This window comes from Streptomyces sp. P5F9, assembly GCF_057961495.1.
On the sequence record NZ_JBXVPZ010000142.1, the window covers coordinates 1 to 21,204 of the forward strand.

The following is a 21,204-nucleotide window of genomic DNA, read 5'->3' on the forward strand; positions in this document are numbered from 1 at the left end:
ACCTGGTTCACCCGGCCCCCGCCCCCGTGACCCGCGCGTACTGCTCCCGCACCTCCCGGTACCGCAGCAGCTCCGCGGCCAGCGGGTCGAGCACCCGGGCCCGTCCGCATCCCGCCGCCGCCTCGCGCAAGCGGCGTTCCGCGTCGAGGCCGTAGCGCCGGGCGGGGCCGCGGGCCGCCATCCGGCAGCTCCACTCGACGAGCGGGCCGCCGATGATGCCGGCCACCATCAGCAGCACCGGCACGCCCAGGTTCGGTGCCATGAAGCCGATGATCTGGCCCACCAGCCAGAGCCCGCCGACGACTTGGAGGATCGTCATGGACGCCTGTGCCAGGACGGCCGCGGGCCACCAGCCCGGCCGCGGCGGCCGCCCCACGGGCAGCCCGGCCCGCGCCGCCAGCTCGTCCAGCGCCTCGGGCAGTCCCTGCGACCCGCGTACGGCCGCCTCGCGCACCGCCTGCGCCCACGGCGCCGGGAGCCCGCCGGAGGCCCGGTCGGCGACCGTGCGGACCGCCTGTTCGACGCGCTGGCGTGCCGTGGCCTCCTCGTCCGCCTGTGCGCGGATCGGCAGTCGGCCGGTGGTGGGTTCGCGCCGGTCGTTGTACCAGCGCCACAGCCGCAGCCAGGGCGTGCCGCAGGCGCGGTTGGCGTTGCGCAGCCAGGCGCGTTCGGCGGCCTCGCCCGCCGCGGTGGCGCCCACCGAGTCCGCGAGCCGCGCGGCGAACTCGTCCCGGGCCTCCTCGCTGAGCCCGGTGCGCCGCCCGGTGGCGTAGACGGGCCGCAGTCGCCACGCGGCGGCGTCGACATCGGCTGAAATTCGCCGTGCCGCGGCTCCACGATCCGTCACGAACTGGCCCAGAACCTCCCGCAGTTCGGGGATGCCGTCCCCGGTGAGCGCGGACAGGGAGAGCACGGTCGCGCCGGGTTCGCCGTACTCCCCCAGGGCGATGCCGTCCTCGTCGAGGAGCCGGCGCAGGTCGTCGAGAACCTGGTCGGCGGCCTCTCCGGGGAGGCGGTCGATCTGGTTGAGGACGACGAACATGACCTCCGCGTGGCCCGCCATCGGCCGCAGATAGCGCTCGTGGAGGATCGCGTCGGCGTACTTCTCCGGGTCGACGACCCAGATGACCGCGTCGACGAGTGCCAGCACCCGGTCCACCTGTTCGCGGTGCGCGACGGCCGCCGAGTCGTGGTCGGGCAGGTCCACCAGGACGAGCCCGCGCAACTGGGCCTCCATCTCGGCGCTCTGAAGGGGGCGTCGGCGCAGCCGTCCCGGGATGCCGAGCCGGTCGATGAGGGTGGCCGCGCCGTCGCTCCAGCTGCATGCGATGGGCGCGGCGGTGGTGGGCCGTCGTACGCCCGTCTCCGAAATTGCCACTCCGGCAAGGGCGTTGAAGAGCTGCGACTTGCCGCTGCCGGTGGCGCCCGCGATGGCGACCACGGTGTGCTGCCCGGAGAGCCTGCGCCGCGCCGCCGCCTCGTCGAGCACCCGCCCCGCCTCGGCAAGGGTCCCGCTGTCGAGCCGGGTGCGGGAGAGCCCCACGAGTTCGCGCAGCGCGTCGAGACGGGACCGTAGCGGCCCGTCGTACGCCAACGGGGCCGGTACGTGGGCGGCTTGGGCGGCGTGCGCGCTGTGCGCGGCCTGCGCGCGGGAGGCCCTGATCTCCACGGCGGCGGCCTGCTGCGCCGCGGTGGTCTCGTTGACCCGCCGCGCGATCAGCCCGTCGTCCCAGGAACCGGTCGATTCCTCGGGGTCGGTCGGGTCTGCGGACGCCTTGGATTCCGTACGGCCTGAGGTGTCGGCGTCGGCCCGCACGCGCGCGTGGTCGTCGGCGCCCTCCGGGGCACTGGACTTCTCCGCGTCGTCTACGGGGAGGCTGTCCGCGGGAGTCGCCTCTGGATCGCCCGCTACGGGGGAGGCGTTCTCGGGGTGCTCGTCCTGGGCGGCGACCGCGTCCCCGGTGTGCGTGACGTGGTCCATCTCGTCCGTGTGGTCCTGGTCAGTGACGGCAGTCACCGGTCACCTCTCCTTCTGCAGTACGGACAGCGCGGCGATGAGTTCGGCCTGGGGTTCGGGGTGCACCTCAAGGGCGTCGAGCGGGGCGAGCCGCCGTTCGCGCTCGGTGTGCACGACCCGGTCCAGATGGTCGTTGAGCAGCCGTCCGGCGCGGTCGCGCAGCCGCAGCGCGCCGTGGGCGCCGATCCGCTCGGCGAGCCCCTCGCCCGCGGACCGTGCCCTGCGGCCGCCCAGGAGCGCGGTGGCGACCAGGGCGGCGACGACCTCGGGATCGGGCGCGATGCTCCGGTCGAGGTCGGCCACCTCCTCCTCGGCGTACTCCTCCAGCTCGCGCCGCCACCGCCGTACGGCCATCCCGATGCGGTGCTCGGCGCTCTCCAGCGACGGATCGCGTTCGGTGAGCTCCCGGGCGCCCGCGGCCGGTTCGCGGCGCCAGGCGTCGTCCACGCGCTCGTCGGCGGCCGTGACGGCGCACAGCAGCAGTGCGGCGAGGCTCTCCGCGAGGGCGTCGAGAAGTTCGCCGGCGGAGCAGTCGAGCGGGAAGGCGCGCCAGCGCTTCAACGCGTCCCCGGCGAGCACGGCCCCGGCCTGCAACCGCCCCCGCACACGCGCGTGCTCGCTGTCGTACGCCCCGTCGACGGCGGCCGTGAGCCGGAGCGCGGCCGCGTACTGGGCGGCGGCGGCGCTGGCCAGTTCGGGCATCCGCGACTTGAGCGAGTCGAGGACGCCGTAGGCCGTGCGCGCCATCGACTGGTGCCGGGCGCCCGGGTCCTGGGCCTGCTGCACGAGCCAGCTGCGCAGTGTCGCCACGGCGCTGGCCGGGAGCAGCCCGCCGCCCCAGGCGGATTCGGGGAGTTCGGGCACCGTGAAGCGGGGGACGTCGCCGAGGCCGGCCTTGGCGAGCAGGGCGCCGTACTGCCGCGACACCTCGGACACCACCTGGTGGGGCACCCGGTCGAGGACGGTGACCAGGGTCGCGTTGTGCTCCTTGGCCGTGCGCAGCAGATGCCAGGGCACGGCGTCGGCGTAGCGGGCGGCCGTGGTGACCATGACCCAGATGTCGGCCGCGCAGATCAGTTCGGCGGCCAGCACCCGGTTGTCGGCCACCAGGGAGTCGATGTCGGGCGCGTCCAGGAGGGCGACTCCGCGCGGGAGGGTGTCGGCGGTCTCGATCCGCAGCACACGCATACCGTCCTCACCGGGGAGGAGCAATTCGTCCCCCGGGTCCTGATGGGGCACCCACACGCGCGTGAGGTCGGGCAGCACCCGCATGCCGCTGAACCAGTGATGGTCCTCCGGGTGGCAGACGAGCACCGGTGTGCGGGTCGTCGGCCGCAGCACGCCGGCCTCGCTGACCCGGCGCCCGACAAGGGAGTTGACGAGCGTCGACTTCCCCGCACCGGTGGAGCCGCCGACCACGGCCAGCAGCGGTGCTTCGGGTTCTTTCAGGCGGGGCACCAGATAGTCGTCGAGCTGGGCGAGCAGTTCATCGCGATTGGCACGCGCGCGTGGAGCCCCCGCCAGGGGCAGCGGGAAGCGTGCGGCGGCGACACGGTCGCGCAGGGCGGAGAGTGCGTCGAGCAGCTGAGGCCGTACGTCCAAGGTCACCACATGTGAAGAATGCCCAATTTTGGGGGAATTCTGAAGCATATGAGCATGTCTGCGCGCCGACGGAACACAACGGACGGAAGGGATGACTGGGGCATGGGCACAGTCCAGGCATAACGAGTGCACAACACCCGTGGCCCGGGGCACCAAAAGCGATGCACGATTCGTACCTGCCTGCGATTATCAGGACCGCTTCACTGAACCTCCACATCGAGCCACGGAGGGGAAGGAACAGGGACAAGGACCCGGGAGCCCTATCCTTGTCCCCGGCAACGTCACGGACCGGCCCACACCCGGGCACACCACGACCGAGGCCACACACCCGGCCCCCGTAGCTCAGTGGATAGAGCAGGCGCCTTCTAAGCGCTTGGCCGCAGGTTCGAGTCCTGCCGGGGGCGCCCAGCTACACCCCGCGTTTACCCAGTTCAGGCGGACTTCACCAGCTTCCCGCACCCCTTCCTTCGACGGGCGCCCCCAACTCCACGCGTGTCGGGCCGGGGTGACGACGAGCCACCTCCGCGCGCTCGGCCGGACGGGCTCAGGGCATCACAGCCGGCAGGCGTGCATGGCGGTGGTCAGGATCGCCCGCGCCCCCAGCTCGTACAGGCCGTCCATGATCCGCTGTGCCTCCTTCCCCGGGACCATCGCGCGGACGGCCACCCAGCCGTCCGTGTGCAGCGGCGACACGGTCGGCGACTCCAGCCCCGGGGTGAGGGCGATCGCCCGCTCCAGCTGTCCGGCGCGGCAGTGGTAGTCCATCATCACGTAGGCACGGGCGATGAGGACGCCCTGGAGGCGGCGGACGAACTGCCGTACGGACGGGTCGGAGGCGTCCGCGCCGGCGCGGCGGACGACGACCGCCTCGGACGTCGTGATCGGTTCGCCGACGACCTCCAGGCCCGCGTTGCGCAGGCTCGCACCGGTCTCGACGACGTCGGCGATCACCTGGGCGACACCGAGTTCGATCGCCGTCTCCACGGCTCCGTCGAGATGGACGACGGAGGCGACCACCCCCTGGTCGGCCAGGTGCTTGGCGACGATGCCCTCGTACGAGGTGGCGATGGTCAGACCGTCGAAGTCGGCGATCTCCCGCGCGGTGCCCGGCCGGGCCGCGTACCGGAAGGTCGAGCGGGCGAAGCCGAGCGGCAGGATCTCCTCGGCGTTGGTGCCCGAGTCCAGCAGCAGGTCGCGGCCGGTGATGCCGAGGTCCAGCCGGCCGGACGAGACGTAGATCGCGATGTCCCGGGGCCGGAGGTAGAAGAACTCGACGTCGTTCCCGGGGTCGACGAGGACCAGCTGTTTGCCGTCCTTGCGCTGTTGATAGCCGGCCTCGTGCAGGATCTGGGCGGCGGGCCCGGACAGGGAGCCCTTGTTGGGGACGGCGATACGCAGCATGGGCCGGTCTCCTTCAGGTGAAAACGGCGGACGAGGGACAACGGGGGCGAGGGACGGGCGGAGCTAACCGCCGAGGGTCAGTACCGCCGACGACTCCGCGCCGCTGGACGCGTTGATCGCCGACCCGGGCCGCACCGGGGCCTGGCGCATGAAGACGCCGGCGAAACGGCCGCCGAACACCAGCGGTGCCAGCACCACTTCACGCCCGCCGGACGGCCCGACGCCCGGCAGACCGACCACGGACGGCCGCACCCGCTCCTGCAGCACATGGCGCTCGCGCGGGTCCGCGAGCCGTTCCCGCAGCTCCGCGGCCCAGGACCGGTCGTCCTCGGCCAGGAAACCGAAGGCCAAATCCTTGCCGCCGTAGGCCGAGGCGGGCTTGCAGAGCAGCCGCCCGCGTCCCTCGACCGCGCGGTCGAGGGTCTCCGGCCGCAACCGGAAGGTCACCGGCACGTACGCCCGGACGAGGGCCTGTTCCTCGTCGGTCAACAGGCCCTGGAACCCGGGGTCGTGGAGCAGGGCCAGGTTCGCCTTGTTGTCGTGGAGCGCGGCGGCGGGCGAGCCGATGAAGTCCAGCTTGCCGGCCGTGTCGAGCTCCATCAGCGCACGGGTCAGCGCGGGCGGCACGAAGTTCTTCGTCTCGTGCCAGGTGTACGCGGTGAACACGGCGTCCACCCGCCTGCCCCGGAAGTGGGCCCCGTCGTCGGTGAGGTCCAGCTCGGTGATGAGCCCGCAGCTGATGTCGTGGCCCGCGGAGCGGATCATGTCGACGAAGAACCGGCGGCCGCCGTCGAGGTCCGCCGGGTTGGCGGTGGCCTCGAAGACGTGCAGCGGCCCGTCGCCGCGCGCCCGGGTGAGCCCGGCGAAGACGTCGAGCCACACCCGTGCCGTGTCGGGGCCGTCCAGCCGCAGTCCGCGCCCGGCCAGGAAGGCCGCGTACCGCGAGTCGCGGGTCGCGCCGGTGTACGGGGCGAGCGTGCTGAGTCCGCCCAGGGAGGCGGCCACGTTCAGCTCGACGAGCTTGAGTCCCTCGTCGGTGACGACCAGATCGGGCCGCATGAAGGCGGTGGCGACCCGGCGCAGCCGGGGCCGGTCCAGTGCCTCGGTCATCAGGGCCGCGTCCTCGTCCGGCAGGCCGAGGTAGCCGGCCCACGCCGCCAGGTCGTCCCCGAAGACGCGGCGCGGGAAGCCCGAGATCAGTTCGGCGAGCCGCACCCCGACCGTCTCGACCGTGCGTGCCGCTTCGGCGGTGAAGGCGTGCGGCGGGTACTGGTGCCGCCAGACGGGCCGGCGCAGCCGCTCGGTGAACCACTCGCGGTCGGTCTCGGCGGCGGGCGTCGCCGCGAACTCGTCCCAGGCCGCGAGGACGCGCGGCTCCAGCCAGGACCACGCGTCGGGCCCGGCCGTTTCGCCCTGGAGTGCCCCGGCCCGCGTGACGACCCCGCTCATGACAGCTTCCCGGCGGTCCGCAGCGCCGCGAGCACGGTGTTGACGGCCTCCGAGGACCTGTCCTCGCCGGTCGCCCGGTAGTGGTAGCTCAGCCCGCCCGGGTTCACCATGTTGACCTCGATGACGTAGGGGAACGCCAGGTCGATGCCCGAGTAGAAGATCCCGAGGTCCGTCATCCGCTTGCCCAGCGCGCGGACGAACTCGTCCTCCTCCGGGGTGAGTTCGAGCGCGGCGAAGCCCGCGCCCAGGGTGGCGTTGGACCGGTGGTCGTTCTCCGGGTGGAAGCGCAGGAACCCGGAGACGGGGACGTCGCCCGCGAGGATGACCCGCTTCTCGTTGGTACGGATGGTGGGGATGTACTCCTGGACCGCGGTGTGCCGCTTGGCCATGCCGATGACGTCACGGCCGTAACGCCCGTAGCGGGACGCCGCGTTGCCGGTGGCGTTGGCCAGCAGGGCCGAACGGTTGCGGTCGCCCTTGTTGACGACGAACACGTCCGCCCCGCAGCCGCCGTTGGTCGGCTTCACGACCCAGGAGCGGTCGCCGTCGGCCTCGACGAGCCTGTTGAGCTGGTCGAAGTCGTTCGAGACGTACGAGACCGGGAGATGCTCGGCGGGGACCACGGCACCGAGGTTGATCTTGGTGTTCAGGTAGAACAGCGCGGACGCGTCGTTGACGAACGGCACCCGCTGGTTGAGCAGCCACAGCAACTGGAAGGAGTCGGTACCCGACTCCGGGTGCGTGCCGGCCAGCACCCACACGAGGTCGAACTCCTCGGCGGACGCGTACGGCAGGCTCAGCTCGGGGAAGCTGCCGCCGCTGGTGAACTCCTCGCTCAGCCGCACCCGGTCGCAGACGACGACGGAGTCGTGCACGCACAGGGTGTCGATGTCACCGATGTGCACCTCGTGGCCCTCACGGTGCAGGGCACTGGGAATGATCGAGTGGTTGTTCAGCTCGAAGGTGGACGCCCCGGAGACCAGGACCAGGATCTTGTACGGCAACGGATGCACCTTGTTCTGTGAGTCGTGGGTCGGGCGGGCGGAGCGCGGGGTTCGGGCGGTCATGCGGGCTTCGAGCCCGCCGTGAGTGTCCGGACCGCTCGGGCGAGGTTGTTCTCCAGCTCCTCGCGGGTGTCTCCGGTGCCGACCACGAACGCGTGCCGGTCGCCCGACCTGCGGACCTCCGGCGGGGTCGCGCCCGCGGGCACGCTGATGTGCACCTCCGCGACGCCGGGCAGCGAGGCGACGAGTTCCGTGCTGATGCCGTGCAGCGGGACCATGCGGTCGAAGGTGACGTACCGGATGCCGGCGACCCGCCTGCGGGGTCCGGCCGGGAGCGGTTCGAGGCCGAGGACGGCGGCGATCATCTGGGCGAAGACGTCCTCGCCGAGGGCCAGGTCCAGCATGTCGCTGATGCGGTCGCCGCCGGGCCGCCCGTGCGACTCGATGAGCCGGGGTCCGGCCGCGGTCAGCATGACCTCGGTGTGCGAGGGCCCGTAGCGGTAGTCCACGGCGTCCAGCAGGGCGGAGACCAGCCCGGTGATCGCCTCCTCGGCCGCGGGGCCGAGCGTCACGGGCAGGGTGTGCCCGGTCTCCACGAAGTGCGGGGCGCCCGTGGTCGCCTTCTCGGTGACGGCCAGGACGCGGTGGCCCCCGGGCGAGGTGACCGCCTCGACGGAGTACTCGGTGCCGGCCAGGAACTCCTCGACCAGGTGGGGCGTGCTGAACTCCGCCGAGCCGGTCACGAAGTCCTCGGCCTCCGCACGGTCCGCCAGATACCGCACCCCCGAACTGCCCGTGCCGTCCACCGGCTTGACCACGCAGGGGAAGCCGATCCGTTCGGTCGCGGGCAGGATCTGGTCCCGGCCGGCGCACAGGGCGTGGGCGACCGGCGCCCCGGCCCGGTCGCCGACCACGGCCCGCAGCCGCGCCTTGTCCTTGAAGGCGGCCAGCGCACCGGGCGGGTTGCCGGGCCAGCCGAGCCGCTCGTTGACCACCGCGGCCGCCGCGCAGCCGAGTTCACCGAAGCCGAAACAGCTGACCGGCGCGGGCAGGTCCAACTCCCGTAGCAGCTCGACGAGTTCACCGGGATCCTCGATCCAGGAACTGCGCAGCGGCTCGCCGGGCGCGTTGTCCGGCAGCGGTGCGGTGGGGTCGCCGACGACGACCATCGCGCAGCCGAGCTTCACGGCCGCGTCGATGACCCGGTCCCGGGGATTGAGCAGGACCGCCGTCGGGATGCGGAGGTCGGTGTCCGGTGCGTCAGCCATGCTGGGCCCGCGCTTTCGGTAGAAGGAGACTGGTCAGCGCCGCGCAGAGGGAGAGGGAGACGAGCACCAGCCAGATGCCGCGCCCGCCGCTGAGGGACTGGAGCAGATAGCCGCCCATGCTGGAACCGAGCAGGCTGCCGACCGCGCCGACGGCGCTCATCGTGCCGAGGGCGAGTCCGGTACGGAGCGGCGAACTCGCCCTGACCGCCTGTTCGTCCAGGCTGGGCGAGATCAGCATCTCCGCGAAGGTGACCGGCAGGACGAACACGAACAGCGAGAACCAGCCGGTGAGCGGGATGAACACGGCGTAGGCGAGGGCGAACGCCAGGAAGCCGGCGAGCAGGAGGGTCCGTGCCTCGGCCCGGCGGAACACATGGCGCAGCAGGGTGTACTGGCACAGCACCACCAGTGCGCCGTTGACGACGAAGACGACCGAGATCGCGGCCGTGCTCCCCGTCGTCCGCTCGGCGGTGATGGGCATGACGACGTTGAGCTGGCTGTAGATCGCCCAGTACGCCACGCCGAGCAGACACAGCGGCAGCCACTGCCACGGTCCCCAGCCGTCACCGGCCGCGCGCGCCGCCGCGTCCTTGTCCGGGGTCCGCGGTCCGGGCGCCGCCCGTCGCACCGGGCGCACGGTCAGCCGTATGCCGAGCAGCAGGTGGGAGAGCACGCAGGCGCCCAGGATCCAGCCGAAGCCCAGCGGGTAGACGAGCGCGCCCAGCGCGGGTCCGGCCACCACACCGATGTTCACGAAGGTCGAACGCAGCGCGAGCATCTCGCGGGGTTCGACGCCGTCCTCGGTGACCAGCAGGGTCTTGACGGACAGGCCGAGCAGCGAGCCGCCGACGCCGATCGCCGCGATACCGGCGACGAGCGGCACGAGCCGGGTGCCGTCCGGGCCGCCCACCCCGAGACCGACGCCGAGCAGCAGATATCCCCCGATGCGCAGGGCGAAGCCCGCCGTCAGCACCGACCGGGTGCCGAACCTGTCCACGATCAGCCCGGACACCAGCGAGAAACCCTGGCCGCAGAAGGCGAGCAGTCCGACGAGGAACCCCGTCCGGGCCGCCGGCACGCCCTGTGCGGTGAACTCCAGCGCCAGCAGCGGCAGGAACATGAACGTCGTCAGACCGGTGAGCAGCACCGTCGTGAGCAGGACGCGTCCGGCCGGCGACATCCGGCGCCAGGTGTTCATGACGCCTCGTCCCCCGGGCCGCCGTCGTCCAGGTCCTCCAGGTGGGACATCAGCCAGGCCTCGGTCACCAGCAGCCGCTCCTCCACCTGCTCCGCGTCGGCGCCGGCGACGATCACGAAGCACAGGTGCGAGGTGCTGTTCTGGGCCACGGCGCCGGGCGCGAGCCCCTCGTTGACCTGGTACTCCCGCACCCACGCGAAAGGCGGCCGGCCCGGAGCACGGACCGGCCGGCCCTGTGGCAGCACGGAGACCGAGCCGTGCACCTCGGCGGGCGGGCCGGCGGGCGGCGCCTCGACGGGCAGTCCGACCGAGTGGCGCAGCCAGGCGGAGTGGAGGTCGACGCCGTAGGTGGCGCGGGTGAGCGCGGGAATGCGGTTGCCGCCGACCCGGGAGGCGATCTCGCAGAGCACCAGCTCGTCGTCCGGGGTGTGGAACACCTCAAGGTGGTACGCGCCGGCCTCCGGTGTGTCGAAGGCCGCCAGCACCCGGTCGAGGAACTCCTCCAGGCGCCGGGCGAGCGGATCGCCGGGGCGCAGCTGCACCGAGCCGTTGTTCTCCCCGGAGAAGACCCCGAGGCAGCTGCGCAGATAGCGGGAGGCGGTCACGAACCGGTAGCCGGGGGCCAGCACTGCGTCGACGTGGCACATCCGGCCCTCGACGAACTCCTCGGCCAGCAGGTCGTCCCGCCAGTGCCGGCGGCTGAACGCGGTCAGGTCGTCCTCGTCGCGCAGGACGACGATGTCGCGCGAGCCACCCTGCTTCACCGGCTTGACGACGACCGGGAAGCCGTTCTCCCCGATGAACCCGGTGAGGTCGCTGAACGTCTCCAGGCGGGCGAAGCGCGGGACGCGCACGGCGGCGCCGGCGACCCGCTTCATCACCGCCTTGTCCCGGAAGGACAGCGCGCTCGCCGCCGACTGGCCCGGGATGCCCAGGTCCGCGCGGATCCGGGCGGCGCGCTCCAGGTCGTACTCGTTGTCCGTGACGAGGTGGGTGAACGGCTGCTCCGCTGCGAGCCGGCGGATCGTCAGCTCCGGGTACGGGACGAACTCGCAGTCGGGTACGTACTCGTAGCGCGCGAAGCCCTCGGTGTTCTTCAGCTCGTTGTGGCTGAACACGTGGAGCCGGTCCGCCACTTCGGCGAGCATCTCGGCGTAGTCGTGCTGGGGGCCGTAGTTGATGACGGCGATCCGGCTCATGCGGCGTTCCTCGGGGAGCTCGGGACGACCGGGACGACCGGCAGATCGTCCTGGACGTCGTACGGCCTGCGGGCCCAGTGCATCGTGGACCAGGGGCCCGTCATCCGGGACAGGTCGGAAATGGTCCGCGGCCGGTACTCGGGGTCCTGGACGAGCGGGCCGTCGGGCGGGAAGACCCGGTCGACGTAGCGGTGTCCGGGGTCGGCGGCGAGGAAGACGACGGGGCCGCCGTCCGGCTCCTGCCGGCGGATGTGCCGGGAGACCTGCCATCCGGCGCCCGCGGAGAGCCCGGCGAAGACACCGGTGGTGGACAGCAGATGGCGGCAGCCGGCCGCGGAGACGTCGAAGTTGATCCAGTGCATGTCGTCGTAGGCGGTGTAGTCGATGTTGGCGAAGCGGATTCCGCTGCCGATGCCGGCGATGATGAAACCGTCCAGCGGTATGGCCTCCGAGCCGAAGGAGCGGCTGCCGAAGGGCTGGATCCCGGCCACCCGGACATCGCTGCTCGACGCCCGCAGATAGCGGCTCATCGCACTGGTCGACGCCCCGGTGCCGACCCCGCCGACCAGCGTGACGCCCGCCGACCCCAGCTCCTTGACCAGGGTGTTCGCGACGCTCTCGTAGCCGATGTAGTGGACGTCGTCGTGGTACTGCTGCATCCAGTACGCGTCCGGGTTCTCCTCCAGGTACGTGTGGACCAGCCGGACCCGGGTCTCCTGGTCGTGCTGGAGGCCGTCGTCACCGGAGGAGGGCACCTGGGTGTAGGTGGCCCCGAGGTACTTGAGCTGGGTGCGGATGGCCGCGTCGACCGCCACGGAGGCGAAGATGTGGCACTTCAGGCCGAACTCACGGCAGACGAGTGCGAGCGCGTGCCCGTAGATACCGCTGGAGCTGTCCACCACGGTCTGCCCCGGGCGGACGACCTCACGGTCCAGCAGGTCCCTGACCGCGGCGCGGACCGAGGTGACCTTCATGACCTCGAACCGCAGCACATGGATGCCGTTCCCCAGGTCGATGAGGTCGGGCTCCGCCAGTTTCTCGGCGAATGATCTGTACAACGCTCTCTCCTGCCCTTCTGCTGCCCCCGCGTCGACACCGTGCGGACGACGACCTACGAAGAGGTCTAGGGGAGGCGGGTCCCGGCGCCCTACCGGCCCGGTCCCGGCGCGTTCCCGTTCGGATCCCGGAGTGTTTCGGGACCGGACCGGGAGGGTTCCCGGAATGGCCCTGCCGAGGATCTCCGGCATGACGACATCCGAATCCGGGGTATCCGGCGTGATAGCAGGACCCCGCCTGCCCGAACCCGTGCCGCTCGTCTCCGAGGCGGTGCTGGAACACGCCCGCCGCCATCCGGAGCGCACAGCGCTGATCTGCGGCGAAGAGCGAGTCAGCTACCGCGAACTGGCGGCCGGGGCCGCCGCCGTCGCGCGCGCGATCGCCGCGGACGAGGAGTGCGCGGCCTCCCGCAGAATCGGCGTCGTCTCGCACCGCACGGTGGGAGCCGCCGTCCATGCCCTGGGCATCTGGCTGTCCGGACGCTCGTTCGTCTTCCTCGATCCGGCGGCGCCGCACCGCGCCGCCGAGCACATCCGGCGCACCGCCGGGCTGTCGGTGGTCGTCGACCCGCGCGAGTGGCCGGCCGGGCCCGCAGGGACCGCCCCGGCCGCGTCGTACCCGCCGGACGCGGAGGCGTACGTCCTGTTCACCTCCGGCAGCAGCGGCCGGCCGAAGGGCGTCTCCGTCTCGCTGCGGAACCTGGCGCACTCCAACGCCGCCCGGCTCGCGCTGTACGACGGCTTCGGCACCCCGGTCTTCCTGCTGCTGTCCCCGTTCCACTTCGACTCCTCGATGGCGGGGCTCTGGGGCACCCTCGCGGCCGGCGGCACCCTCGTCGTCGCCGACGAGGACGAACGGCGCGTCCCCCAGGCCGTCCTCGGCCTGATCGCACGGCACCGGGTCACCCACACCCTGACCGTCCCCGGCTTCCACACGGAGCTGCTGCACACGCTGCGCGAGGACGAGCGGCACACGGCCGGGGCGGCCTCGCTGCGGCTGGTGACCAGCGCCGGCGAGGCGCTGCCGCAGAGCGTCGTCGACCAGCACTTCGCGCTGCTGCCCGGCGTGGCCCTCAGCAACGAGTACGGCCCCACCGAGTGCACCGTCTGGTCCACCGCCCGGATCTACGAGAAGCCCGGGCCCACCGGCATCGGCTTCCCGATCCCCGGCACCTCGCTGCGGCTGCTCGACGACCGGCTGCGGCCGGTACCGGCCGGCACGGTGGGGCAGATCGCCGTATCCGGCCCGGGAGTCGCCCGGGGCTACGTCGGCGACGAACGGCAGACGGCGGCGAAGTTCGTCGACCTGCCCGCCGGGCCGGCGGCCGGTCCGCCCGTACGCGCCTACCTCACCGGGGACCTCGGCCGGTGGTCCGACGAGGACGGCCTTGAGTTCGTCGGGCGGCTGGACAACGAGGTGAAGATCCGCGGCGTGCGCGTGCACCTGGAGACGCTGGAGGAGGCGCTGACAGCGCACCCCGGCGTCCGGGCCGCCGCGGTGGCGTACGACGCGGAGAACGCCGTCTGCCACGCCTTCGTGGTCGCGGAACCCGGCGCCGAGCCGGCCGCCGCCTCGATCCGCGGCTTCCTGGAGACGGAACTCGGCGCCGCCGTGGTCCCCGACCGGATCGTCTTCACCACGGCCCTGCCGCGCACCGCCCACGACAAGACCGACCGGGCCGCGCTGCTGGCCGCCACGGCCCCGCCCGCGGAACGGGAGCGGGAGCACATACCGGAGCGGGCCGCCCGGCCGCCGGAGGACGGCGCCCTCGCCGACCACATCGCCCGCGTCTGGGAGAAGGTCCTCGGCGTACCGGTGGCCTCTTCCGAGCAGGACACGTTCTTCTCGCTCGGCGGCAACTCACTGACCGTGATCCGGCTCTCCCGGGCACTGGGCGAACTGGCCGGCCGCCCGGTCGGAGTCAAGAACGTCTATCGCTGCGGCACGATCCCCCAGCAGGTGGATCTGTTGTCGCGGCTCTGAGCGACGGGGTTCCCATGTCCGCGTACATCAGACCCGGCAGGCCCCTGCCCAGCGGCCCCGCCCATGCCGATGCCGATACCGGCTCAGGCTCCGTGCTCTGCTTCCCGCACGCGGGCGGCTGCGCCTCGTTCTTCCGGTCGTGGCAGCCTCTGCTGCCCACGGCCCGGGTGCACGCCGTGCAGTACCCCGGGCGCGAGGACCGGTTCGCGGAGCCCGCGCCCGAGAGCCTGTCCGCCCTCGCCCGCGCGGTGACGGACGAGATCCTGGCCCGCGACGAGCGGTACTCCCTGCTGTTCGGGCACAGCATGGGCGCGTACGTCGCCTTCGAGGTGGACCGTCTGCTGCGCGAGGCCGGTGTGCGCACGCCGGCCCTGGTGCTCTCCTCGGCGGCGTCCCCCGCCCTGCGGCCACCGGTCCCCTACGAGGAGGACGCCGACGTACTGGCGTACCTCGAACGGTACGAACCGCTCAGCGCGGAACTCCGGCAGGACGAGGAGCTGCTCGGGCTTCTCCTGGAGTACGTCAAGGACGATCTCAGGCTCGTGTCCGGTTACCGGGAACACACCGGGAAGCGCACCCGAGCCCGGCTGGTCAGCGTGATCGGCGAGCACGACATCCCCGAGATCCGGTCCCGGGCCGGGCGGTGGCGGGACCACGCGGGGGGCGAGTTCGTCCAGGTGGTGAAGCCGGGCGGGCACTTCTACCTGCGTTCGGATCCGCCCGTCGGGCTGATCGCCGCCGAGCTGGCCCGCGCCGGGAGTACCGACTCCCGTTCCACATGGACTTCCTGAGGGGGAATGCAGCATGCCGTACATCCACACGGGCCCGACCGGGCATCCGGGGGACCTACCGGACCTCGCCGGACTGCGCCGCGAGGCCGGCCGGCTCGTCGACGGGCGGACCTACCGGCACGGCAATCCCTTCGATCTGTGGCGGCGGATGCGCGAGGCCGCCCCCGTGCTGTGGCACGAGCCCGGTGTCTTCCCCGGCTTCTGGTCGCTGACCCGGCACGACGAGATCAAGGAGGTGCTCAGGGACGCCGATACGTTCAGTTCCTCGTCCGGCATCCTGTTGCGCCCGCTGTCCCAGGGCGAGGACCCCGGCGGCAACCGCACCCTGGCGCTGTCCGACCCGCCACGCCACCGCGTGCTGCGCGGAGCCGTCGCCGGCTGGTTCGCGCCCAGGAACCTGCGGCTGCTGGGGTCGGCCCTGGACGCGTCGGCCCGGCGGATCGTCGAGGCGGCCGTACGAAAGGGCCGGTTCGACTTCGTGACCGAGGTGGCCGCGCAGTTGCCGGTGGAGGTCGTCTGCGCGTTCCTCGGCATTCCGGACGAGGACCGGCCGCTGATCATCGAGTGGTCGACGGACGCCTTCTGCGCCGCCACGGCGGAGGACCGCAGCCTGGCCCATCTGGAGATCCTGGACTACTTCGGCGACCTGGTGGAGCGCCGCCGGGCCGATCCGGGCGAGGACCTGGTCAGCGTGCTGGCCGGGGTGCGCCACGAGGGCGAGCCGCTCCCGCTCGACGACGTGGTGCTCAACTGCGACAACCTGCTGGTGGGCGGCACGGAGAACGTCCGGCTCGCCATGTCGGGCGGGATGCTGGCCCTCCTGGACCACCCGGACCAGTTCGAGCTGCTGCGCCGGGATTTCGACGGGGTGGTGGAGTCCGCGACCGACGAGATCCTGCGCTGGACGTCGAGCGCCACGCACATCGTGCGGCGGACGACCCGGGACGTGGAACTCGGCGGCGAGCGGATCCGGCGGGGTGATCTCGTCGTGTGCTGGCTGACGGCGGGCAACCGCGACCCGGCACACTTCCCCGACCCGGACAGCTTCGACATCCGGCGGTCCCCGAACCGGCATCTGGCACTGGGCGCGGGCCCGCACTACTGCGTGGGCACCCAGCTGGCACGGCTGGAGATCCGGGCCGTCCTGCGGGAGTTCTTCGCGCGGGTGGACCGAGCGGTACCGGACGGCCCGGCCGAGCGACTGGAGTCCATCGTGGTCAACGGCCTGCGGACCCTTCCCGTCCGTTTGACCTAGGCATATGCCGTCCCCGCCGGTACCGGTCCGGGAACGGGGCGGGAAGGGCCGCGGTGAGCATTCCGACTACGCGAAGCAGGGAAGCGCCGGCGCACCTCGTCCGGAACACGCCCGTCCTCGCACCCGCACACACACCCACCGGACTCGCAGAAACGAAGGTGCACGGAATGCGCAGCACACTGGCCGTACTCGCCGGAATCCTCACCATCGCCCTCGCCTCGGGAATCGGAGCCCTCACGCACGAGGTGTCCGCCCCCGCCGCCGGCCACTCCGTCCTGGCCAACGGCACCGGCCCGGGCAGCACCGGTTCCTGACCCGGCCGGCGGCGGGCCCACTCACCGGCGTACGCCGGTCATCCCGGCGTAGAGCTCGTCCGCGCCGAGCCGGTGCGCGGCCGCCTCCCGTACGTCGCCCATGCCGTCGAGGGCCTCGGCCATCCCCTCGACGGCGTGGGCCACCTCGATCCGGTACTCGATGGCCCCGGCGTGGAAGCGCGCGCTGCGGTGCAGTTCCAGGGCCTGCTCGAACTCGCCTCTCCGGCAGTGCACCCGCCCGAGAATGTTCTGGACGGTCGCCTGCCGGGTCGCGGTCCCTTTGGAGCGGATCAGGTGCAGGGCCCGTTCCGCGTACCCGGCCGACTGCTCGGCGGCACCGAGCCACTGGCTCACATCCGCGGCGAGCGCCAGCGCGTGCGCGTACTCCTCCGGAATCCGCACCTCGTCGCCGAGTTCCAGGGCGCGCTCCACCACGGCGCGTGCGGCCGGGTACTCACCGGCGCCGAGCAGGGCCGCCGTCAGATCGGTCAGCGCCGTGATCTCCTCGGCGCGGGCGCCGAGTTCCCGGCTGAGCCGTACCGCGTGCTCGGCGGCCACCACGGCTTCCCGGTACCGGCCGAGCCAGGTGTACACCGTGCTCAGGCTGCACCAGGCGTACGCGCCCTGTCTGCCGTCGGCCATGTCGTGACGCCGTTCGACCGCCTGCTCCAGATAGCGCTGTGCCTCGGGGAAGTGACCGAGGCAGCTGTGCAGCAGGCCCAGCAGGCTGAGGCAGACCGCCTCGCCGTTGCGGTCCCCGTGGTCCTTCGCGACGCCCAACGCCTCTTCCGCCACCGGGATCCCGTCCCGGAACCGGCCAAGACGCCACCACGCGGAGCCCAGATTCGACAGGCTCACCCGGAGCAGCCCGGGATTCCCGAGCCCCCGGGCCGCGGCCACCGCGATCGTCGCCGCCTGCCGGTACTCCTCCAGATGGCTGCGCGAGTTGAGATGGAAGACCAGGTTCCGGGACAGGTGCACGGTCTGGTCGAGGAAGCCCAGCCGCTCGGCGCGCGCGACGGCCGAGAGCAGCGCGCCGTGTTCCCGTTCGAAGAACGACTCCGCCTCGGCGACCTGGCCGCTCGACGGCGCTACGGCCGCGGCCGCGGCCGTGCCGCGTGTGCCGTCGGTGCTCCCGTGCGCGGCGACACCGACGGGAACACGCCCGGGATAGAGGATCCCGCACGCCTGGTCCGTCACTGCCAGGAAGTGGTCGAGCAGTCTCCCGAACGCGGCCCGCTCCTGTCCGGTGTCCGCCCCCTCCTCCTCGCTCAGCCGCTGCGCGAAGCTGCGCACCAGGTCGTGGAAGGTGTACCGGCCGATCTCGTGCTGCTCGACCAGGTGCATGTCCAGCAGATGCTCCAGCACCTCCTCGGCCTCGGGCGACCCGGTGTCGAGCAGGGCGGCCGCCGAGTCGGTGTCGGTCTCGGCGCCCGGGTGCAGCCCGAGCAGCCGGAACGCCTCGCGATGCCTCGCGTCCAGTCCGTGGTACGACATCCGGAGGGTGGCCTCGACGCTGCGGTCACCGGACTTCAGCTCGTCGAGCCTGCGGGTCTCGTCCCCGAGCCGGCCCACGAGATGGCCCAGGGTCCACAGCGGCCGGTTGCGCAACCTGGCCGTGGCGATCCGCAGGGCGAGCGGCAGGTTCCCGCACAGGGCCGCCAGCTCCGCCGCCGCCTCCGGCTCACCGAGCGTCCGCTCCTCGCCCAGCGCGCCGGTGATCAGCGCGAGGCTGTCCGAGGGCGACATCGTTCCGATGGACATCCACTCGGCCCCGTCGAGACCGATCATGCGGGTACGGCTCGTGAGCAGGCCCAGGGAACCCGGGTGCGAGGGCAGCAGCGGGCGGATCTGCGCGGCGTCCGCCGCGTTGTCCAGCACCAGGAGCACCCGCCGGTTCGCCAGGGTGGCCCGCCACAGGGCGACCCGGCCGTCGAGGTCGTCGGGGATCCGCTCCCCCGCCACGCCCAGGGTGCGCAGCAGCGTGCCGATCACCGTGCCGGGCCGCATCGGCTGCTCGCCCGGGGTGAATCCGCGCAGGTCGACGAAGAGCTGTCCGTCCGGGTACCGGTCGGCCAGCCGGTGCGCGCCCCGGACGACGAGCGCGGTCTTGCCGCTGCCTCCCATGCCGTCGACGGCCACGATCCGCACCGCCCCGTCCTGCGGCGGCGCGGCGTACTCCAGCAGCTGGGTCAGCTCCTGGTCGCGCCCGGCGAAGTCCGTGAGGTCGTGCGGCAGGGTGCACGGGGCCGCCGCCGTCCCGGGCCCGGGTCCACCGGTCGCCGCGGGCGTCGCCGGCACGGCCGCGGGTTCCGCCGGCGCCGCGTCCGGCACGGTCAGTTCGGGACTGTCCCGGAGAATGGCCTCGTGCAGCCGGGTCAGCTGGGGACCGGGTTCGATGCCCAGTTCCTCGACGAGCAGTTCTCTGGCCCTGGCGTACTCGGCCAGTGCCTCGGCCTGTCGCCCCGAGCGGTACAGCGCGAGCATCAACTGCCCGCGAAACGATTCTCCCAAGGGGTGTTCGGCGACGAGCTCACGCAGATCGCCGATGAGTTCCCGGCTCTCGCCCAGCGTCAGCCGCAGCTCCATCAACTGCTCGACGGCGGCCAGCCGACGCTCCTCCAGTACGACGGAGGCCGCGGCGATCACGGACCCGCCGCCTCCGGGCAGCACGGGGCCGCGCCACAGCACGAGCGCGGTGCGCAGCAGTTCGACGGCCTCGGCGGGGTGGCCCGCCTCCAGCGCGTCCCGCGCCTCGCGCAGCCGGTCGGAGAACAGACTCAGATCGAGTTGCTCCCGGGCGACGTCCACCCGGTATCCCGGGCCGTCGGTGACGATCATCGAGGGCCCGTCCGGGATGCGCTGCCGCAGATCGGCGATCGCCTTGCGCACCTGGTGCGCCGCGGTCGCCGGCGGCTCGTCGTCCCACGCGGCCTCCACCAGCCGCGACACCGGCACCATCCGGCACGGGTCGAGCAGCAGGGTGGTCAGCACCCGCGCCTGGATGGGCCCGCCGAGTCGCAGCCGGACCCCTCCGGCTCTGACTTCCAGCGGCCCCAGGATCGCGAATCTCGCCTCCCCACGCGCACCGTCATCCACTCCGCGTCCCCCTCGGCTCCGCTTTCCGCGTGATCGTGTTCATGATCATCAAAATCTACGCGTGGTGATTTTAAGCTGTCACCCGTTCACGGAACGTCAAAAAAACGGAAATGATCTCACGCCGATAACGAGCCGATGGACCGTGTTACATCCCGGTTTCCGTTACGTCCGGATGGACACGTAATGGTCAAGACTGCCCCCCGAACACTTGTGGGATTTCGCAAGGGCGACGGATCATTGGCCGAATCTCGCCCCTCCCCGAACCCGCAGGAGCCCCGGTGGCCGCTGGTCAGATCGACTCCGAGCCGGCCGGCGCGCCGGCCGCAGCGCAGGTGGAGCGGCAGAAGCTGCGCAAGCACTTCGGCCGTTTCGACATCCTCTTCTTCCTCCTCTGCACGATCGTCGGCGTGGACACGATCGGCACGGTCGCCTCGTCCGGTGCCGAGGCGTTCACCTGGCTCATCATCCTGGCCGCGGTGTTCTTCGTCCCCTCCGCGCTGCTGATCGCGGAGCTCGGCGCCGCGTTCCCCGAGGAGGGCGGCCCCTACATCTGGACCAGCCGGGCCTTCGGCCGCCTCGCGGGCGCGGTGAACAACTTCCTGTACTGGATCACCAACCCGGTCTGGCTCGGCGGCACCCTCGCCGTCTCCGCCGTCACGGCGTTCACGACCTTCTTCAACGACGGCAAGGACCTCAGCACCCCCGCCTTCTACGTCTTCGCCCTCGTCTTCATCTGGGTGGGCGTCCTCGCCGCGATCCTCTCCTTCGACGTCGGCAAGTGGATCCCCACCATCGGCGCCTGGAGCCGCATCGTCCTCCTGGGCCTGTTCACGATCACGGTCGTCGTCTACGGCATCCAGCACGGCCTGCACGGTTTCGGCCCCGGCGACTTCTCCCCGACGTACGCGGGCTTCGTCGGCCTGGTCCCCGTCCTGATGTTCAACTACGTCGGCTTCGAACTGCCCAACACCGCCGGCGACGAGATGACCGACGCCCAGAAGGACGTCCCCTTCGCGATCTTCCGCAGCGCCGGCCTCGCCGTCCTCCTCTACGCCCTCCCCATCCTGGGCATCCTGCTCGTCCTCCCGGTCAAGGCCATCACCGGCCTCGGCGGCTTCCTCGACGCGATCCGCCAGGTCTTCACCGTCTACGGCGGTGACGTGGCCGCCGACGGCACCGTCACCAGCAGCGGCGCCGGCACGGTCCTCGGGGACATCGCCGCGGTCCTGTTCATCCTCACGGTGCTGTCCTCCGGCGTCACCTGGGTCATGGGCTCCGACCGCGCCCTCGCCGTCTCCGGCTACGACGGCGCCGCGCCGCGCTTCCTCGGCGTCATCTCCAGCCGCTTCGGCACACCGGTCCGGGTCAACATCCTCAGCGGCCTGGTCTCCACCCTGGTCCTGGTCCTGGCCCACCAGCTCACCAACGGCAGCGCGGCGAAACTCTTCGGCGCCGTCCTCGGTCTCGCCGTATCCACCACGCTGGTCAGCTACTTGGGCATCTTCCCGGCCCTGGCGGTCCTGCGCTACAAGGCCCCGGACATCCCCCGCCCCTACAAGGCGCCCGTC

15 protein-coding genes and 1 tRNA gene are annotated in these 21,204 nt (G+C 72.1%); 6 read left to right on the forward strand and 10 right to left on the reverse strand.

The window, feature by feature from the left end; translation table 11 throughout:
* Positions 1-7: 7 nt before the first annotated feature.
* Positions 8-2,017, reverse strand: a complete 2,010-nt coding sequence (locus tag AC31A1_RS22870; RefSeq protein WP_489655100.1) for a YfjP family GTPase — start codon at positions 2,015-2,017, stop codon at positions 8-10.
* A 3-nt stretch (positions 2,018-2,020) separates the two neighbouring features.
* Positions 2,021-3,628 carry a dynamin family protein gene (locus AC31A1_RS22875; protein WP_489655101.1) on the reverse strand — a complete coding sequence of 536 codons (1,608 nt, stop codon included), beginning with the start codon at positions 3,626-3,628 and terminating at the stop codon, positions 2,021-2,023.
* Between the two features lie 322 nt (positions 3,629-3,950).
* Here AC31A1_RS22875 and AC31A1_RS22880 point away from each other — a divergent pair.
* Positions 3,951-4,023, forward strand: a tRNA-Arg gene (locus AC31A1_RS22880).
* 148 nt (positions 4,024-4,171) lie between these two features.
* Here the strand turns inward: AC31A1_RS22880 and hisG are convergent.
* From hisG to AC31A1_RS22915, 7 genes are all read right to left on the reverse strand, one after another.
* Positions 4,172-5,020 (reverse strand): ATP phosphoribosyltransferase, encoded by an 849-nt coding sequence (gene hisG, locus AC31A1_RS22885; RefSeq protein WP_489655102.1) that lies wholly within the window; start codon positions 5,018-5,020, stop codon positions 4,172-4,174.
* A gap of 63 nt (positions 5,021-5,083) precedes the next feature.
* Positions 5,084-6,469, reverse strand: a complete 1,386-nt coding sequence (locus tag AC31A1_RS22890; RefSeq protein ID WP_489655103.1) for a hypothetical protein — start codon at positions 6,467-6,469, stop codon at positions 5,084-5,086.
* Entirely contained in the window at positions 6,466-7,536 is a 1,071-nt protein-coding gene (locus AC31A1_RS22895; protein WP_489655104.1) for an ATP-grasp domain-containing protein, read from the reverse strand. Before AC31A1_RS22895 ends, AC31A1_RS22890 begins: the two co-directional genes overlap by 4 nt.
* The gene (locus tag AC31A1_RS22900) at positions 7,533-8,741 is read right to left on the reverse strand and encodes an ATP-grasp domain-containing protein (protein WP_489655105.1); all 1,209 of its coding nucleotides are present in this window, start codon (positions 8,739-8,741) and stop codon (positions 7,533-7,535) included. Before AC31A1_RS22900 ends, AC31A1_RS22895 begins: the two co-directional genes overlap by 4 nt.
* Complete coding sequence (locus tag AC31A1_RS22905) at positions 8,734-9,939, reverse strand: MFS transporter (RefSeq protein WP_489655106.1); 1,206 nt, start codon at positions 9,937-9,939, stop codon at positions 8,734-8,736. Before AC31A1_RS22905 ends, AC31A1_RS22900 begins: the two co-directional genes overlap by 8 nt.
* On the reverse strand, positions 9,936-11,138 hold the full coding sequence (locus tag AC31A1_RS22910) for an ATP-grasp domain-containing protein (protein WP_489655107.1): 1,203 nt from the start codon (positions 11,136-11,138) through the stop codon (positions 9,936-9,938). Before AC31A1_RS22910 ends, AC31A1_RS22905 begins: the two co-directional genes overlap by 4 nt.
* Positions 11,135-12,196: a pyridoxal-phosphate dependent enzyme gene (locus AC31A1_RS22915; protein ID WP_489655108.1), complete on the reverse strand. Its 1,062-nt coding sequence runs from the start codon at positions 12,194-12,196 to the stop codon at positions 11,135-11,137. The genes AC31A1_RS22910 and AC31A1_RS22915 overlap by 4 nt, the downstream gene beginning before the upstream one ends.
* Positions 12,197-12,383: 187 nt before the next feature.
* Between AC31A1_RS22915 and AC31A1_RS22920 the strand changes: the two genes are divergently transcribed.
* The 4 genes from AC31A1_RS22920 to AC31A1_RS22935 all read left to right on the forward strand — a co-directional run bounded on the left by AC31A1_RS22920 (position 12,384) and on the right by AC31A1_RS22935 (position 16,537).
* Entirely contained in the window at positions 12,384-14,177 is a 1,794-nt protein-coding gene (locus tag AC31A1_RS22920) for a non-ribosomal peptide synthetase (RefSeq protein WP_489655109.1), read from the forward strand.
* A 14-nt stretch (positions 14,178-14,191) separates the two neighbouring features.
* A complete protein-coding gene (locus AC31A1_RS22925) occupies positions 14,192-14,968 on the forward strand; it encodes a thioesterase II family protein (RefSeq protein WP_489655110.1) in 777 nt (258 codons plus the stop codon).
* A gap of 13 nt (positions 14,969-14,981) precedes the next feature.
* The gene (locus tag AC31A1_RS22930) at positions 14,982-16,223 is read left to right on the forward strand and encodes a cytochrome P450 (RefSeq protein ID WP_489655111.1); all 1,242 of its coding nucleotides are present in this window, start codon (positions 14,982-14,984) and stop codon (positions 16,221-16,223) included.
* A gap of 167 nt (positions 16,224-16,390) precedes the next feature.
* Positions 16,391-16,537 carry a hypothetical protein gene (locus tag AC31A1_RS22935; RefSeq protein WP_489655112.1) on the forward strand — a complete coding sequence of 49 codons (147 nt, stop codon included), beginning with the start codon at positions 16,391-16,393 and terminating at the stop codon, positions 16,535-16,537.
* Positions 16,538-16,558: 21 nt separating this feature from the next.
* Here the strand turns inward: AC31A1_RS22935 and AC31A1_RS22940 are convergent, their stop codons facing one another.
* Positions 16,559-19,531 carry an AfsR/SARP family transcriptional regulator gene (locus AC31A1_RS22940; RefSeq protein ID WP_489655113.1) on the reverse strand — a complete coding sequence of 991 codons (2,973 nt, stop codon included), beginning with the start codon at positions 19,529-19,531 and terminating at the stop codon, positions 16,559-16,561.
* Between the two features lie 383 nt (positions 19,532-19,914).
* Here AC31A1_RS22940 and AC31A1_RS22945 point away from each other — a divergent pair.
* The coding region (locus AC31A1_RS22945; protein ID WP_489655114.1) for an APC family permease at positions 19,915-21,204 on the forward strand (1,290 nt) is incomplete at its 3' end.

What these genes read in the sequence shown, in the direction of transcription:
- hisG (WP_489655102.1), bottom strand. Translation starts at nt 5,020, where the DNA reads ATGCTGCGTATCGCCGTCCCCAACAAGGGCTCCCTGTCCGGGCCCGCC.
- AC31A1_RS22890 (WP_489655103.1), bottom strand. Translation starts at nt 6,469, where the DNA reads ATGAGCGGGGTCGTCACGCGGGCCGGGGCACTCCAGGGCGAAACGGCC.
- AC31A1_RS22895 (WP_489655104.1), bottom strand. Translation starts at nt 7,536, where the DNA reads ATGACCGCCCGAACCCCGCGCTCCGCCCGCCCGACCCACGACTCACAG.
- AC31A1_RS22900 (WP_489655105.1), bottom strand. Translation starts at nt 8,741, where the DNA reads ATGGCTGACGCACCGGACACCGACCTCCGCATCCCGACGGCGGTCCTG.
- AC31A1_RS22905 (WP_489655106.1), bottom strand. Translation starts at nt 9,939, where the DNA reads ATGAACACCTGGCGCCGGATGTCGCCGGCCGGACGCGTCCTGCTCACG.
- AC31A1_RS22910 (WP_489655107.1), bottom strand. Translation starts at nt 11,138, where the DNA reads ATGAGCCGGATCGCCGTCATCAACTACGGCCCCCAGCACGACTACGCC.
- AC31A1_RS22920 (WP_489655109.1), top strand. Translation starts at nt 12,384, where the DNA reads ATGACGACATCCGAATCCGGGGTATCCGGCGTGATAGCAGGACCCCGC.
- AC31A1_RS22925 (WP_489655110.1), top strand. Translation starts at nt 14,192, where the DNA reads ATGTCCGCGTACATCAGACCCGGCAGGCCCCTGCCCAGCGGCCCCGCC.
- AC31A1_RS22930 (WP_489655111.1), top strand. Translation starts at nt 14,982, where the DNA reads ATGCCGTACATCCACACGGGCCCGACCGGGCATCCGGGGGACCTACCG.
- AC31A1_RS22935 (WP_489655112.1), top strand. Translation starts at nt 16,391, where the DNA reads ATGCGCAGCACACTGGCCGTACTCGCCGGAATCCTCACCATCGCCCTC.